Source organism: Pseudomonas sp. EU05-FHT14B02, assembly GCF_058791055.1.
In genome coordinates this window covers 43,201-58,519 of the sequence record NZ_JBYTDD010000037.1, presented here as the reverse complement: position 1 = coordinate 58,519, position 15,319 = coordinate 43,201, and the positions used below count along the sequence as shown (strand labels likewise).

General features: G+C 60.1%; 11 protein-coding genes and 3 pseudogenes. 8 read left to right on the top strand and 6 right to left on the bottom strand.

Annotated elements, in window-relative coordinates:
• Positions 1-23 precede the first annotated feature (23 nt).
• A pseudogene (locus tag AC3WTM_RS26780) lies at positions 24-752 on the top strand (PAS domain-containing protein); the annotation flags it as partial.
• Positions 732-1,340 carry a methyl-accepting chemotaxis protein gene (locus AC3WTM_RS26775; RefSeq protein ID WP_256588277.1) on the top strand — a complete coding sequence of 203 codons (609 nt, stop codon included), beginning with the start codon at positions 732-734 and terminating at the stop codon, positions 1,338-1,340. The pseudogene AC3WTM_RS26780 and the gene AC3WTM_RS26775, both read left to right, overlap by 21 nt.
• 99 nt (positions 1,341-1,439) lie before the next feature.
• Here the strand turns inward: AC3WTM_RS26775 and AC3WTM_RS26770 are convergent.
• Positions 1,440-1,788: pseudogene (locus AC3WTM_RS26770) on the bottom strand (DUF6124 family protein).
• Positions 1,789-2,361: 573 nt separating this feature from the next.
• On the opposite strand from AC3WTM_RS26770, the gene AC3WTM_RS26765 reads away from it, so the two are divergent.
• The 5 genes from AC3WTM_RS26765 (at position 2,362) to AC3WTM_RS26745 (ending at position 10,166) form a co-directional block, all read left to right on the top strand.
• Positions 2,362-5,127: a type VI secretion system Vgr family protein gene (locus AC3WTM_RS26765; RefSeq protein WP_102671737.1), complete on the top strand. Its 2,766-nt coding sequence runs from the start codon at positions 2,362-2,364 to the stop codon at positions 5,125-5,127.
• Positions 5,124-6,941 carry a phospholipase D-like domain-containing protein gene (locus AC3WTM_RS26760; protein WP_102671736.1) on the top strand — a complete coding sequence of 606 codons (1,818 nt, stop codon included), beginning with the start codon at positions 5,124-5,126 and terminating at the stop codon, positions 6,939-6,941. The genes AC3WTM_RS26765 and AC3WTM_RS26760 overlap by 4 nt, the downstream gene beginning before the upstream one ends.
• Positions 6,941-8,203, top strand: coding sequence for an SEL1-like repeat protein (locus AC3WTM_RS26755; protein WP_102671735.1), 1,263 nt, complete (start codon positions 6,941-6,943; stop codon positions 8,201-8,203). The genes AC3WTM_RS26760 and AC3WTM_RS26755 overlap by 1 nt, the downstream gene beginning before the upstream one ends.
• Positions 8,204-8,219: 16 nt before the next feature.
• Positions 8,220-9,476: an SEL1-like repeat protein gene (locus AC3WTM_RS26750; protein ID WP_371918589.1), complete on the top strand. Its 1,257-nt coding sequence runs from the start codon at positions 8,220-8,222 to the stop codon at positions 9,474-9,476.
• A 90-nt stretch (positions 9,477-9,566) separates the two neighbouring features.
• On the top strand, positions 9,567-10,166 hold the full coding sequence (locus tag AC3WTM_RS26745) for a flavin reductase family protein (RefSeq protein ID WP_102671734.1): 600 nt from the start codon (positions 9,567-9,569) through the stop codon (positions 10,164-10,166).
• A gap of 12 nt (positions 10,167-10,178) precedes the next feature.
• Here the strand turns inward: AC3WTM_RS26745 and AC3WTM_RS26740 are convergent, their stop codons facing one another.
• Together AC3WTM_RS26740 and AC3WTM_RS26735 are read right to left on the bottom strand one after the other, a co-directional pair.
• Positions 10,179-10,547, bottom strand: a complete 369-nt coding sequence (locus AC3WTM_RS26740) for a cupin domain-containing protein (RefSeq protein ID WP_102671752.1) — start codon at positions 10,545-10,547, stop codon at positions 10,179-10,181.
• Between the two features lie 75 nt (positions 10,548-10,622).
• Positions 10,623-11,432 carry an AraC family transcriptional regulator gene (locus tag AC3WTM_RS26735; RefSeq protein ID WP_102671751.1) on the bottom strand — a complete coding sequence of 270 codons (810 nt, stop codon included), beginning with the start codon at positions 11,430-11,432 and terminating at the stop codon, positions 10,623-10,625.
• A 167-nt stretch (positions 11,433-11,599) separates the two neighbouring features.
• On the opposite strand from AC3WTM_RS26735, the gene ddlA reads away from it, so the two are divergent.
• Positions 11,600-12,694, top strand: a complete 1,095-nt coding sequence (gene ddlA, locus AC3WTM_RS26730; protein ID WP_102671733.1) for a D-alanine--D-alanine ligase — start codon at positions 11,600-11,602, stop codon at positions 12,692-12,694.
• A 57-nt stretch (positions 12,695-12,751) separates the two neighbouring features.
• On the opposite strand, the gene AC3WTM_RS26725 is transcribed toward ddlA, so the two are convergent.
• The 3 genes and pseudogenes from AC3WTM_RS26725 to ggt form a co-directional block, all read right to left on the bottom strand.
• Complete coding sequence (locus AC3WTM_RS26725; RefSeq protein ID WP_102671732.1) at positions 12,752-13,123, bottom strand: helix-turn-helix domain-containing protein; 372 nt, start codon at positions 13,121-13,123, stop codon at positions 12,752-12,754.
• 3 nt (positions 13,124-13,126) lie between these two features.
• Positions 13,127-13,207 (bottom strand): annotated as a pseudogene (locus tag AC3WTM_RS26720) (type II toxin-antitoxin system HigB family toxin); the annotation flags it as partial.
• Positions 13,208-13,329: 122 nt separating this feature from the next.
• Positions 13,330-15,162 carry a gamma-glutamyltransferase gene (ggt, locus tag AC3WTM_RS26715; RefSeq protein ID WP_102671731.1) on the bottom strand — a complete coding sequence of 611 codons (1,833 nt, stop codon included), beginning with the start codon at positions 15,160-15,162 and terminating at the stop codon, positions 13,330-13,332.
• Between the last annotated feature and the right edge of the window lie 157 nt (positions 15,163-15,319).

Genomic DNA, 15,319 nt, shown 5'->3' with positions numbered 1-15,319 from the left:
CCCCTGTCCATCGGTGCTTTCCCATGTTCAATAAACGCTTGAAGCAGGAGCTGTCGGCTCTTCGTGAAGAACTCTCCAGCCTCCAGCAAGTGAAGGAAAGTCTGGAAAGCGAAATGCTGGTGCTGACCCTCGACAGCAGCGGGCGGATTCAATCGGTTAACCCGAACTTCCTTGGCGAAATGCATTACAAGAGCGGCGACCTGATTGGCCGACACATCGACGATCTGGTCCCGGATCACGTGAAATCCGATGAATTCCAGCTGCGCTTCAAGAACGCGCTGACCCGTGGCGAGCACTTCGCCGGCGCAGTGCGTCTGTTGCGCGGTACCGGCCAGGAAGCGTGGTTGCGTTCGATCCTGCAACCGGTGCGCTCGGCGGACGGGCGGATCAAGTGTTTTTCGATCTTCTCCAGCGACCTGACCCGCACCATCGAGGCCTCCCGCGAACACGAGAACCTGATCGGCGCGCTGGTGCGCTCCACGGCGGTGATCGAATTCGACCTCAACGGCAACGTGCTGACCGCCAACGACCGCTTCCTCAGCGGTATGGGTTACAGCCTGGCGCAGATCAAGGGCAAGCATCACCGCACCTTCTGCCTGCCGGAAGAATACAACAGTGACGCATACCATAACTTCTGGCGTCGCCTGAACGCGGGCGAGTACGTGGCCGACCGTTTCAAACGTGTCGACAGCCATGGTCGTACGGTCTGGCTTGAGGCGTCCTACAACCCGGTGGCCGATGCCAACAATAATCTCTACAAGGTGGTGAAGTTCGCCACGGTGATTACCGATCAGGTCAATCAGGAACAAGCCGTCGCGGAGGCGGCCAACATCGCCTACAGCACCTCGCAGCAAACCGACCAAAGCGCCCAGCGCGGCAACGCCGTGGTGACCCAGGCCGTGGACGTGATGCGCGACCTGGCCAGGCATATGCAAACCGCCGGCGATGGCATCGAAGCGCTGAACGAGCAGTCGCTGGTGATCGGTACCATTGTCAAAACCATCAGCGGCATTGCCGAGCAGACTAACTTGCTGGCGCTCAACGCGGCCATCGAAGCGGCCCGTGCGGGCGAGCAGGGGCGGGGGTTCGCCGTGGTGGCTGATGAAGTCCGGCAACTGGCTTCGCGCACCAGCCAGGCCACCGACGAAATCGTCCTCGTGGTGCGGCAGAACCAGGACATGGCGCGCAACGCCGTAGCGCTGATGACCGACGGCAAGCTTCAGGCCGAGCAGGGCCTGGCACTGGCGGCGGAAGCGGGTACGGTGATTGTCGAGATCCAGGACGGCGCGCAGAAAGTGGTCAACGCGGTGGGGCAGTTTGCCAATCAGTTGTCCAACTAGTGTCTAATCGTTAAGAGATCGCAGCAGCAACTCCTACAGGATGTACGCCAATCCAATGTAGGAGCTGCCGCAGACTGCGATCTTTTGATCTTTTGATTTCTATTCGGGCGGATCAATCCGATACAGCGCCCGGTTCACCGCCAGTTCCCCCAGCATGATGACTTGGGCAATCCCTAGCAGGGTATTGCGACTTGTCCCCTCCGTACGATCCGCCAGATCCATGGTCATGACATTGGCCGATGCCAGTGACTCGCAGGCATGAGTGAGTAGGGTTTCGGCATGGAGGTCCGTGTTGACGATAAACATGGTGCAGAGCTTGCGTGGGGGGGGCGCGGATGTCAGCGGCTGAGGGGATACGTTCGGACGGCTCGTGAAGTGTATTTGAATCGAGGGTTTCTGAAGACGTTTCCGGATCGGTTTCCGGGGGGTTAGGTGTCGGTTTGAACATAGATGAAACTCCATATGGGATTGATGGAGTCATCACCCTCGCTACCAAACGAATGTGGTGACCATGCGAAGGTTGGTAGACCGGCCCATATGGCAAACCCGGCGCACCCGAGGGTGCCCTGCGCATGGTCGCCATTGATACAAGTGCCGTAGAAAAGCACCTGGAAATGGTGACGCTATACGCCATATGAGGACGGGCTACCAAACCCGATCGCTGTTTTTTTTCAGCGACCAGCAAACGATAAAACCCAGCCCCAAGGCTTACAAGCCGGCGGATTCTGGAGTATGTGTAGGCAACGATGCAAGGCGCTGTGGCTTTCACGAAGTAACCTTGAGGGCTTTTAAACACGCAGGGTTTGCGCTCTGGAGTAGCGTTCGACCCGAACGGTTTAACCCTGTCAAAAAGCAGCCGCGGCACTGGGCGCCGACAAGATCGCGAATAGTCCTACAGGTACGTTGCACCAACACTCGGACGCATCCTACGAGTGCGCCGGAAGCATCCTATATCAACCTTTTTTGCCTTCCTGAAAGCTGTCGAGCGCTTGAACGGGGATGGAAATGAAGCCTCCCCCGAATGTCCCAGGGAGGTCCGTACTTGAACACCATTCTGCCCGTTTTCTTCGACCACAGCCGCCACACACTACAGATCGATGGCCTCGACACCCACCTCGACGTCCTCACCTTCGAGGGTCATGAGTACCTCAGCCAACCCTACCTCTACCGCATCGAATTCACCGCCAGCGACCTCGACATCGGCGGGGAAAAATTCATCGGCCAGTACGCCGAATTCAGCCTGTTCGCCGACCCCTCGACCCTGCGCGTGGCCTCTTGGGAAGTACCCAGACCGCCCAAGCCCCTGCGCACCGTCTATGGCCGCATTACCGCCTGCCAGCGCCTGTCCGGCTCAATCGACGAAGCCCGCTACGAAGTCACCCTGCAACCGCGCCTGGCCCTGCTCGATCGCGGCCAGCAAACGCGGATCTATCAGCACCAGTCCGTGCCAGACATCGTCAAAAGCATTCTGCGCGACCGCCATGGTCTCGACACCGGGCACTTTCGCTTCAACCTCAAGCGCGAGTACCCGCAGCGCGAGCAGGTCATGCAGTACCAGGAAAGCGACCTGGCCTTCATCAGCCGGATCCTGGCCGACGTCGGCATCTGGTACCGCTGCATCCAGCACGAAGAGCTCGCCTTCGACGTCGTCGAGTTCTGCGACGATCAGCGCTGCTACCAGTTCGACGTCGAGCTGCCGCTGCGCTCGCCCTCGGGCTTCAGCAACAGCGTCGAGGACAGCGTCTGGGCCCTGCAAACCCGGCATAAGGTGGTGGAACAGCAAGTTAGCGTGCGCGCCTATCACCCCGACGACAGCCGCGCCTACCTCGACGGCGAGGTCGACCAGACCCTCGGCGAGCCCGCCACCCACGGCGTGGCCACGACCCGCGGCGTCGCCGACAACACCTACGGCGACGCCTACCACTACGCCGAACCCTACCGCGTGCTCGGCAAGTCCCACCTGCGCGACGAAGACCTGCAAAGCGAAAGCGGCTTTTTCTATGCGCGCCTGCGCCACGAACGCTACCTCAACAACCAGACCCACCTCAGCGGCACCAGCAGCAGCGCCACCCTGGCCCCGGGTCAGGTCCTGACCATCAGCGGCGACGCCCCCAAGGCCTTCGCCTCCCGCGTGGTGATCACAAAGATCACCACGCGCGCCGCCCGCGACCGCAGCCTGACCTGCGATTTCGAGGCCATGCCCTACGCGTTGCGCCTGTGTTTCCGGCCCGAGGTGCCGCCCAAACCACAGATCGCCGGCACCCTGCCGGCGCGCATCACCCACCCCCAGAGCAACCCGATGTACACCGAAATCGACGATCACGGGCGCTACCGGGTCAAGTTCCTCTTCGACCGCGACACCTGGCCAGCCGGCCGCGAAAGCAAATGGCTGCGCCAGGCCCGCGCCTACGCCGGCGACACCTACGGCCTGCACCTGCCGCTGATCGCTGGCACCGAAGTGGCGATCGCCTTCGAACAAGGCGACCCGGACAAACCCTACATCGCCCACGCCCTGCACGACGACCAGTACCCCGACCTGGTGACCCAGCGCAACGACCACCGCAACGTGCTGCGCACGCCGGCCAACAACAAGCTGCGCCTGGATGACACGCGGGGGCAGGAGCACATCAAGCTCAGCACCGAGTATGGCGGCAAGAGTCAGCTGAATCTGGGGTATCTGGTGGATGGCCAGCGGAAGAAACGTGGGGAAGGGTTTGAGCTGCGTACGGATGATTGGGGCGCCATTCGTGGCGGCAAGGGTCTTTTCATCAGCGCGGACAAACAGGAGAAAGCCAAAGGTGCGCAACTCGACATGGACGCCGCCTTCGGCCGCCTGCAACAGGCCGGCGAACAACTGCAACAACTCTCGGTCGACGCCCAAACCGCCAACGCCGATCCGGCCGACGTCGCGGCACAACTGAACCTGTTGCGCCAGGACCTCGAACAACTCAAATCCCAGGTCCTGCTGCTCAGCGCCCCGCAAGGCATCGCCCTGACCAGCGGCCAGCATCTGCAACTGGCCGCCGAGAAAAACCTGATGCTCAACGCTGGCGGTGAAGCCGACCTCAGCGTGGTCAAGCGGCTGTTCATCGGCGTGGGGCAAGGCCTGAGCCTGTTCGTGCGCAAGCTCGGGATCAAGCTGATCGCCAATCAGGGCCCTGTCAGCGTGCAGGCGCAAAACGATCGTCTGGAACTAATCGCCCGGCACGGTCTGGACATCACCAGTACCGAAGAAGAAATCCACATCACCGCGAAGAAGAAAATCGTCCTCAACGGCGGCGGCAGTTACCTAAGCCTGGATGAGTGCTGCATCGAGTCCGGCACGGCGGGCGACCACAAGGTCAAGGCGGCGCACTACGACTACAGCGGCCCGGCGAACATGAAGGCCACGCACCCGGACTACCCCAAAATCCTATCGAAAGAAATGATTAACCTGAGCCTGGCGCCCGCTCCGAACGCCTCCAGTCACGGTTGGGCCGGCATGCCCTACACGCTGTTGGCCGACGGCGCGGTACTCAAGAAAGGCGTGCTGGACAAGACCGGCCTCATATCGATTGACCATCAGGTGGTGACCCGAGGCTACCGCGTTTTCCTGGCCAACGGCACGGTTTACCAGATCCCGGTACCGACCGACTACCGCAATGCCGAGCAGGCGGTACTCGCCAATCAGGGTCTGCACAACCACCCCTCGCAAACCGATACCAGCGTCAACCAGCCCGCTTCGCACACCGATCATCGCGGGCAGTACGCCGCGCACATCGCCCCTCAAGGAGAGAAAACCCGATGACTCAATTCGAATGCGTGGTGCCCATCGCGCTGCAGCACACCAACACGGCCACCTGCACGGCGCCCTGGTATGTATGCAACACCGAATACCATCCGGTAGGCGCTACCTATCAAGCGTTGATCAACGGCGAGGAAGCCTTCAAAGCCGTGTACGAGGCCATCGCGGGGGCAAAAAAATCTATCGACATCATCTGCTGGGGTTTCCAACCGTCGATGTATTTCATCCGCGATGGCAAGGCGCCGAGCATCGGTGAACTGCTTCTGGCCAAGGCCAAGGTCCGGCCAAGGGTAAAGGTACGCATACTGGGCTGGGAAATGCCATTCAATCTGGCGGGGGTGGGCGGCGAAGCCAACCTGCCCGGCAAAGGCTCGCTGCGTATTGCCGATCGGGCGCTGCAGCGCTCCACCGAGGCGCAATACACCGAAGACCGCGAGTGGTTTGCCCGCTGTGCGGTCGCAGGCAACAAAGCGGCGCAACAGGTCGCGAACGGCCTCCCAGCATTCGTCAGTCGTGGTTTCAGTTGGGAGGAAAGGGCTGAAATTTCCCACTGGGTGAAGTATGAAAGCCTCGACCCGGACATCAGCAGCAAGATGCGCCAAACCCTGAAGCTCACCGCCACCCACCACCAGAAGACCGTGCTGGTCGACTACGAAACCCCCGAAAGCGCTGTCGGTTTCGTCATGGGTCACAACATGCTCGACGAGTACTGGGACACCAGTGCTCACACGGCGTTGAACCGTGCCGAAGGCAGCAAGCCGGCACCCTGCGCCGGCCCGCGTGGCAATACCCCACGCCAAGACATCTCCAGCCAGGTCAGCGGCCCCATCCTCGAACACCTGCACCACAACTTCGCCACGGCCTGGTTCAAGGAGACTGGCGAGGACCTGATGGCGTCGCGCGAGGCCAAGCAGCTCGGGCTGCAGCTGCAATGCAATCCCGGCGCAACGAAGCAAATCGCGCAGATCCTGCGCACCCAGGCCCAGGAAGGCAAACGCGACATTGAGACGCTCTACCTGCAAGCGGTGAACAACGCGACCCAGTTCATCTACATCGAGAACCAGTACTTTCGCTGGCCGCCCCTGGCTGAACTGATCAAGAAAGTCGCCGCCGCTCAAACCGAAGGTGGTCGCGATCCCGGGCTGCACGGCCCCCTGCACCTGTTCGTCATTACCAACGCCGGCGACGACAGCGTGGGCGCTGGCACCCGCAACACCCAGCGCATGCTCGAAAGCCTCGGGCGGGCCGAGACCATTCCCGAAGTGACCAAGCTGCGGCGCATCGAACAGGTAAAAGCGCAAGCATCCCCCCGGCCAATGCCCGAGCCCCGCGACCGCGCCGGGCACCGGGAACTGGCCGAGTGGCAGGCCGAACTTGATTGGCACATCAAGCAAATCCAGGACAGCACCGTCACCCCGGAGGACATCCCCGGCCTGAAAGTGCACCTGTGTTCGCTGGTCGCGCCGGACTCACCGGCGGGCAGGGAATGGATGCCGGTGTACGTCCACTCCAAGCTGATGATCGTCGATGACGTGTTCACCACCCACGGTTCGGCCAACATCAATACCCGCAGCATGCAGGTGGATAGTGAGCTGAACATTGCCCATGAGTGGATGAGTGTGACCCAGGCAATGCGGCGGCGGTTGTGGGATCTGCATACGGATGGGAAGGGAGTGCAGGAGGAGGTGGGTGATGCATTCGAAGCTTGGCAGAAAATCATCGATTACAACAAAGAGAGCCAAGAAGACGAGACAACTCCTTACGCCCCCCTCGTCGAATTTTTCTACGGAAAAGCCAAACTGAGCGACCTCGACTGATGCGCCGTTTTCTCTTGTTCTCCTGCCTGCTGTTGGCGGCTTGCGATAGCCGTAGCACTTTTAACTATATGAAGAAGGATCCTCATGTGAAACCTCTGACGGAAATCAAAGCCAATCTGGCTTTCACCTGTGCCCACGAAAATATCCCAGAAGCCAGTGCTGAATCTGACGTGCTGTTTCGTTACGCCCGCTGGTTGCAGAAAAACAATCAGCTCATACCGGACAAAACTGTCGATGTCGAAATCGAACGGTTGTACCGCATCGCCGCCGAAAATGGTCATTACAAAGCCAACATCAACCTGCAAAACGGGTCGATGCGGCAACGGTTCCAGTTGCGTGGCGCCGAACACCTGCGCTTGAGTCAACAACTGATGGATGCCGGTGTGGCGACAGGTTACTACTTTGTAGGGATCTTCCTTCAGCAGGGGGCGGCCGGGCTTCAGCAGGATCCGGAGATGGCGTTACGATATTTTCGCAAGGCCGCAGATAAAGGCAACGCCCAAGCGCAATACGATGTGGGGGACAAGCTGGCGCCAAAGAGCATCGCTCCAGAAGTTGCTCGGCAAATGCGCCGTTGTGCTGCTGAACAGGGGCATGGCAGAGCTGCAATCATGCTTTCGCTCCATTTAAGAAAAAATCAAAGGTACAGCGAAGCAATCGAAGTCTTGCAGATGGGCGTTGCCGGCGGAGACGAGCATTCCGCTGGTCGCTTGGACGACGCCTTTCGCGGCCCCCCTAAGACAGACAAAATGGACTATTTCGGTCAGACAGAAGATCTCGAACGCGCCGACCGCTACAAAAAAATCTGGAAGATACTTGCGGGATATTCCTATGCCAACCCCAAAGTCCCCGAAATCAACGAAATCCTCCCGCTGCCACCAGCCAAACTCCCCGCCTGGGACGGCAAGCTGCAATGGCTAGAAGAGCGCCTGGCAAACGCCCCGCCAGAAAAGCCCAGCGAAGCGCTGATCCAGCAACTGGCCAAGGCCAAGCTCCTCGACCCCACTTCCGGTCGACCGCTGCCAGCATCTCCCGATTTCATCCGGGAGCCTTACCGCAAGCTGACCTGCAAAAGCGGTCAAGCCTGCCCGCAATCCGGCTATTGGAGAGCGGAAGGCATCATCGACGAGATCCGACGTTTCGATAAAGGCGAAATCATGCCGACATTGAACGTCCGGCGTAGCCATAGCCGTTTCCTGCTCGCCGACCGAATTACCGTCGAAGAGGAAAACATCGAATGGATATTGTTCGGTGAGGCCTAAGCATTTATGGGGCTGTTTGATACTCATCGCCTTGACCGGCTGTGGCGCTAACAATGCCGAGCCTTTGTCGGTGGACTTTGTAAACCCGCTCACCGATATCAACATTAGTCTCGCCTTCACCTGCCAACACGAAACAATTCCGGCGACCTCCGCCGAGGCCGATGTGCTGTTCCATTACGCGCGCTGGCTGCAAAAGAACAACCAGCTTAAGCAGGACAAGACTGTTGATGCAGAGATAGCGCGTTTGTACCGCATCGCCAGTGAGAACGGCCATTACAAAGCCAATATCAACCTGCAGAACGGTGCCATGCGCGGTACTTTCAAACTCCGTGGTGAAGAGCATTTGCGCATGAGTGAGCAACTGATCAACGCGGGAGTGGCAGCGGGATACTACTTTGTCGGTATCTTCCTGCAGCACGGCGCGGCTGGGTTGCAGCAGGATCACGAAATAGCGTTGCGTTACTACCGCAAAGCCGCCGATGAAGGTAATGCGCTAGCTCAAACCTATGTCGCCGACAAGTTGGCGCCGATCAACATTGCCCCGGACGTTGCTCGGCAAATGCGCCGTTGTGCGGCTGAACAGGGCAATGGCAAGGCAGCCGTTGCTCTGGGTATCAACCTTAAAAATAAAGGGGAGTACCAAGAAGCGCTCGAGCTCTTCCAGATGGGCGTTGTAGCTGGTAACGACGGCGCTGCCGGCCGATTGGAAAAAGGCTTCCGTGACCCTAAGCCAGATAATCGCTTGCACTACCTCGGTCAACAGGAAGACCTCGAACGCGCCGATCGCTACGAAAAAATCTGGAAAATCCTCTCGGGCTACTCCTACGCCAATCCCAAAGTCCCCGAGATCAACGAAATCGTCCCACTGCCACCCGCGCCGTTGCCATCCTGGGACGGCAAACTCAAATGGCTCGAAGAACGCTTGGCCAATGTCCCCCCTGAAAAACCCAGCGAAGCGCTGATCAACCAACTGGCCAAAGCCAAGCTTCTGGATCCGGCCACTGGACAGGGGCTACCGGGATCGCCTGCATTTAGCCAATCTCATTTGTCGGCACCGAACTGCCATAGCGGCCAAGCCTGTCCGGTAAGTGGATACTGGAAGGTGGGCTGGCTTCCCCGCCACCACTCAGTAGACAGGAGCGTCGCTCGGTATTTCGAACAGGGCGAGATCTTGCCGACACAACTGGTCCAGCGCTACCAGATGCGCACTTGGCCCTTTTCCGACAGGATCACACGACACGAACAAGCGGTTGAATGGTACCTGCTCGGGTGATGGACCACTTTGAAGGAGCGACCGCAGGCTGTGATCTTTTCATTTGGGATGCCGTTACAATCGGCTCATTTCCCCCAGGAGCTGACTTCCATGAGCGTCTCCCACCGCCGTCCGGTTCCCTTGTCCAAGGCCTATCGTCTGCTCAACCACGGCCCGACGGTGCTGGTCAGCGCAGCCCACGGTGGTCAGCGCAATATCATGGCGGCAGCCTGGGCCATGCCGCTGGATTTCGAACCGCCGAAAATTGCCGTGGTGCTGGACAAGTCCACCTGGACTCGCCAGCTGCTGGAAGCTTCGGGCACTTTTGTGCTGAACGTTCCTTGTGCTGCCCAGGCCGACATTGTGCAGACCGTCGGTTCGACCTCCGGCCTGGAATTGACCCAGGCTCAGGGGCGCGACAAATTTGAAACCTATGACCTGCAGACGTTCACCGGTCAGTCGGTTGATGCGCCGATGCTCGAAGGCTGCGTGGCCTGGCTGGAATGTCGCCTGTTGCCGGAGCCGAACAACCACCAGCAGTACGATCTGTTCCTGGCCGAAGTGATTGCCGCCCAGGCTGACGAGCGCGTGTTCAGCGAAGGCCGCTGGCACTTCGAAGGGCAAGACGCCTTGCGCACCTTGCACCACGTGGCGGGCGGGCACTTCTTGACCATTGGTGATCCAGTGGACGGCAAGACCTTGCAGGTGTGAGGCGGCCAGCGCTCAAATCCAGACATCATTCTCGGCCGTGCGCTCGCCACCTTCGCTGCCCGTATTGAGCACGCCCTTGGGTTCGATCAGCAGGAGTTTTACCTCCTGCCCGGCGCTGGGTTTGTGCTCGACGCCTTTGGGCACCACATACATCTCCCCGGCGTTCACCAGCACATGGCCATCGCGAAAGTCGATGCGTAACTGGCCTTCCAGAACGATGAAGGTTTCGTCGGTATCGAAGTGGTCGTGCCAGATGAAATCCCCCAGCAGCTTCACCACCTTGAACTGGTAGTCGTTCATTTCGGCGATGACCCGGGGCGACCAGTGCGAATCGATCCGGGCGAGTTTTTCCGCGAAGTTCAGGCTTTCGTAGGCGTTCATCATGGGGCTCTCGTGGTTGATCCTGGGCCACGATAGCCAGCAATCCGGCGCGATTCTTGAACGATTGTGCGTGGCTCAGCGCCGCTGCAGGTTCAGCCAGCGGGCCGGCGGCAAGCCGTAGGTTTTGCTGAATTGCCGAGTCATGTGGCTCTGGTCGGTGAAGCCAGCGATCAGCGCGGCGCTGACCAGTGTCTGCCCCTGAGTCAGCAGCGTGCGGACCATGTCCAGGCGTCGCATGGTCAGGTAGCGATACGGACTGGTACCGAACAGCAGGCGAAAATCCCGGGACAGGCTCCAGCGATCCCGGCCACTGTGTTGCGCCAGCTCATCGAGTGTCACGGTGCGATCGAGGGCGCTGTGGATGTATTCACGCGCGCGCTGCGCGGCCACGTAATCAAAACCCGAGCGTTTGGCTGTCACACCGGAAACCGTGCTCAAGGCCTGCGCCAGATCGAACAGCGCATCCTGTTCTTCCAGTGGATCGAGCGGGCAATCAAGGCTGCGCAGCAAGGCTCCCGTGGCAGCAAACAGGCGGGGGTCGTTCGACAGTCCGGTCTTGATGAACGGCAGCGGTTGGCCGCCGAGCATCTGCTGGATCAGCGCCGGTTCGATGTACATCATCCGGTACTGGAAACCGGACTCGGTGCCGGCCTCGCCATCGTGGGCTTCGTCCGGGTGCAGCACGATCGTTGCGCCTGGCTGGCTGTGACGCCAGCCACCGCGATACTGAAAGCTCTGCACCCCGGCCAGGGTGTGTCCGATGGCATAGGTGTCGTGGCGGTGAAGATCGTAGCCATGGCCGGCAAAAAACGCCTCGAAACGCTGTAGTCCGCCGACATCGGGCGCGCGATGGAACCAGTCATTGCGAGGCGGGTACTTGGCCATGGTGATGATTGTCTTGAGCTCGATGCGCAACACGGTAACCCAGTCAGCGACTCCCTGTCTGCTGATCGCAAGGCGACAGGTACGCTAGAAAACCAAGGGCAAATACTGCACTGTGTGGCGCATTCTCTGCAGGTCGTTTTTTTCTATTCGTCAGGTGAGGCCAGGTCATGAGCAAGCTGCGCGTGGGGATCATTTTCGGGGGCCGTTCGGCTGAGCATGAGGTGTCGCTGCAATCGGCGAAAAACATCGTCGATGCGCTGGACCGTTCACGCTTCGAACCGGTGCTGATCGGCATCGACAAACAAGGCCACTGGCACCTCAACGATCCTTCGAATTTTTTGCTGAATCAGGAAAATCCGGCGCTGATCGCCCTCAACCAGTCCAACCGTGAACTGGCCGTGGTGCCGGGTAAGGCCAGTCAGCAACTGGTGGAAACTTCCAGCCAGGAACTGCTCGGCCACGTCGATGTGATCTTCCCGATTGTCCACGGTACCCTCGGTGAAGACGGTTGCCTGCAAGGCTTGCTGCGCATGGCCGATCTGCCGTTTGTCGGCTCCGATGTGCTGGGCTCGGCCGTCTGCATGGACAAGGACATCAGCAAGCGCCTGCTGCGCGATGCCGGCCTGGCCGTGACGCCGTTCATGACATTGACCCGCGCCACGGCGGCGCGCACCAGGTTTGCCGAGGTGCAGGGCAAGTTGGGTTTGCCGCTGTTCGTCAAACCGGCGAATCAGGGCTCTTCCGTGGGCGTGAGTAAGGTCACCGACGAGGCTGAGTACAGTGCAGCGGTGGAGCTGGCCTTGAGTTTCGATACCAAGGTGTTGATCGAATCTGCCGTCAGCGGCCGCGAGATTGAATGCGCAGTGCTCGGCAATGAGGACGCCATCGCCAGTGGCTGCGGCGAGATCGTGGTGCGCAGCGGGTTCTATTCCTACGACAGCAAGTACATCGACGACAAGGCTGCTGAAGTGGTGGTGCCGGCCAATATCAGCGTCGAGGCCAGCGAGCGCATTCGCGCCCTGGCCGTCGAAGCGTTCCAGATACTGGGCTGCTCCGGCCTGGCTCGCGTCGACGTGTTCCTGACCGACAGCGGCGAAGTGCTGATCAACGAAATCAACTCACTGCCCGGCTTCACCCGCATCAGCATGTACCCGAAACTGTGGCAGGCCACCGGCATGACCTACAGCGAGCTGGTGACGCGACTGATCGAGCTGGCGCTGGAAAAGCACCAGGTTCGGCAGGGGTTGAAAATCAGTCGATAAGCGGAGTTCTGCATCGTCCGTATTATCGGTAGGTATGCTTGCATGAGCCGACCCTGATCAAGCGTGTTTGACCGGTTTGATCAGGCTCTGGGCGGGTATCCCGAACAGCTCGTGCAGTTTCCAGATCATTGGAAGCGTCAACGCTCGCTTGCCATTGAGTACTTCATAAACATGATTTGTGCGGCCGATGGCGGGTGCAAGATCGGCGGCGGACAACCCGGACTGCTCCATTCTGAACTTGATCGCATCGATAGGGTTGGGTAAGTCGACCGGGAAGTGCTTCGACTCATACGATTCGATCAGCGTAATCATGATGTCAAAGTAATCTCCCTCGGCAGTGCCAATTTCTGGTTCATTCTCAAACAGTGCAGAGACGCTCTTGAGAGCTGCGCGGTAATCCTCTTCGGTGTGAATCGGATGAATGTTCATGGGTTACTCCATTTCGACGTTATCAGCGTCGACCGTGTCGTACTGCTTGTGAGTGCCGACAAATTTTATGTACGTGGCGTGGAAACTCTAACCAGGACGCAAATGTTTGTGGGTAGGAAAAAGCAGCGGGAGAGAGGCGAGCTGGACTCTTTACCAATAAAAAGGGCCTACCCACCGGTAAGCCCTTTCTCATCCCCTCGTACGACTCAATCCCCCAGCGCTTGCCCTTCACGCCGCGGATCGGCTCCGCCTGTCAGCGACGCTTTGCCTTGGGCGTCCTTGACCCGGACAATCGCCTGGGTCCCGCTGGTCATGTCGATCTCGCTCACGTTGTGCCCTTTGTCTTTCAGCGCCTGAATCAGCGTCGGGCTGAACTGCCCCTGTTCCAGTTCGGTCGGGCCATTGCGGCTGCCGAAGTTGGGCAGGTTGATGGCGGCTTGTGCATCGAGGTTCCAGTCGAGCAGGCCGATGGTGGATTTGGCCACGTATTCGATGATTTGCGAGCCGCCGGGGGAACCGACGGTGGCGAGAAACTCGCCGCTTTGGCGGTCGAAGATCAGGGTCGGGGCCATGGATGAGCGAGGGCGTTTGCCGGGTTCGACGCGGTTGGCGACTTTCTGCCCGTTCTCCTCGGGAATGAACGAGAAGTCGGTCATCTCGTTGTTGAGCATGAAACCCTGAACCATGATGTGGGAGCCGAACGCCGACTCGATGGTGGTGGTCATCGATACGGCGCCGCCTGCGTCATCGACGGCCACCACTTGCGAGGTGGAAATCCGCAGCGGCGAACGGTCGGGCGCGTAGGCCACCTGAATGCCCGGCGGGGTGCCGGGCTTGGCCGTGCCCATGCTGCGTTCACCAATCAGGGCGGCGCGGCTGGCGAGGTAGGCCGGGTCCACCAGGCCCTTGACCGGCACGGGTACGAAGTCAGTATCGGCTACGTATTGTGCGCGGTCGGCGTAGGCCAGGCGTTCGGCTTCCGAGATCAGGTGCACGGCTTGCGGGGCGGGTTCGATGCCGGCCGGGGCCGTGGTCTTGACCGGTTGCAGCGGTGCCAGCGCCAGGCGTTTATCGCGGGTCTCCAAAGCTTGCAGCGTGCCGAGGATCTGCGCCACGGCGATCCCGCCCGACGACGGTGGCGGCATGCCGCAGACCTGCCAGCGCTTGTAGTCGGTGCACAGCGGCGCGCGCTCCTTGGCCTGGTAGTTGGCGAGGTCGGTCAGGGACAGGCTACCGGGGTTGGCGTGCCCCTGCACCTTGGCCGCGATTTCCTCGGCGATCGGGCCTTTGTACAGGGCATCCGGGCCTTCATGGGCGATGCGTTTGAACACGGCGGCCAGTGCCGGGTTCTTCAAGTTTGTGCCGATGGCTTTTGGGCTGCCATCGGCGTTGCGGAAGTAAGCCATCATTTCCGGGGAGCGAGGCATGGACGAATCCGCGGTGATCAACTGGTGCAGCCGTGGCGAAATGGCGAAGCCTTGTTCGGCGAGCTGGATGGCTGGTTCAAACAGCTGCGCCCAGGGCAGGCGTCCGTGTTCTTGATGGGCCAGTTCCAGGGCGCGCAGCACGCCGGGTGTGCCCACCGAACGACCGCCAATCTGCGCCTGGGTGAACTCCATCGGTTGTCCGTTGGCTTGCAGGAAAAGCTTTTCGGTGGCGCCGGCCGGGGCGGTTTCACGTCCGTCGTAGGTGCGCACGGTCTTGCCATCCCAGAGGACGATCAATGCGCCACCGCCGATGCCCGAAGACTGTGGCTCGACTAGCGTCAACACGGCTTGCATCGCAATCGCCGCGTCGATGGCCGAGCCGCCCCGGCGCAGCATCTCCCGCCCGGCTTCGGCCGCCAGCGGGTTGGCCGCCGCTGCCATGTATTTGTCGGCGTGTTGGGTGCGCAGGTCGGTACGGAACCCGGAAGCGCTTTCCGGAGCGAGCGGTAATGTCGGCACCGAAGCGTTGTGGCACGCAGCCAGGGTCAGGGTACTGGCGAGTAGAACCAGGGTTGGCAGGCGATAGCGGCGCAATGGAAAGGTTGAGAACACGTGGGGTACTCCGTCCGTTGGATCTACGATCAGTGGACTTTATCGACCGACCGGGAGGGACGCAAACCGGGTCCCATGGCGCTGAAGTTTTTGTCCTTCATCAATAGCGGGATTTTCTGTAGGGTCGTTGCCAACAGGCAGGCCGGAAAATCAACAA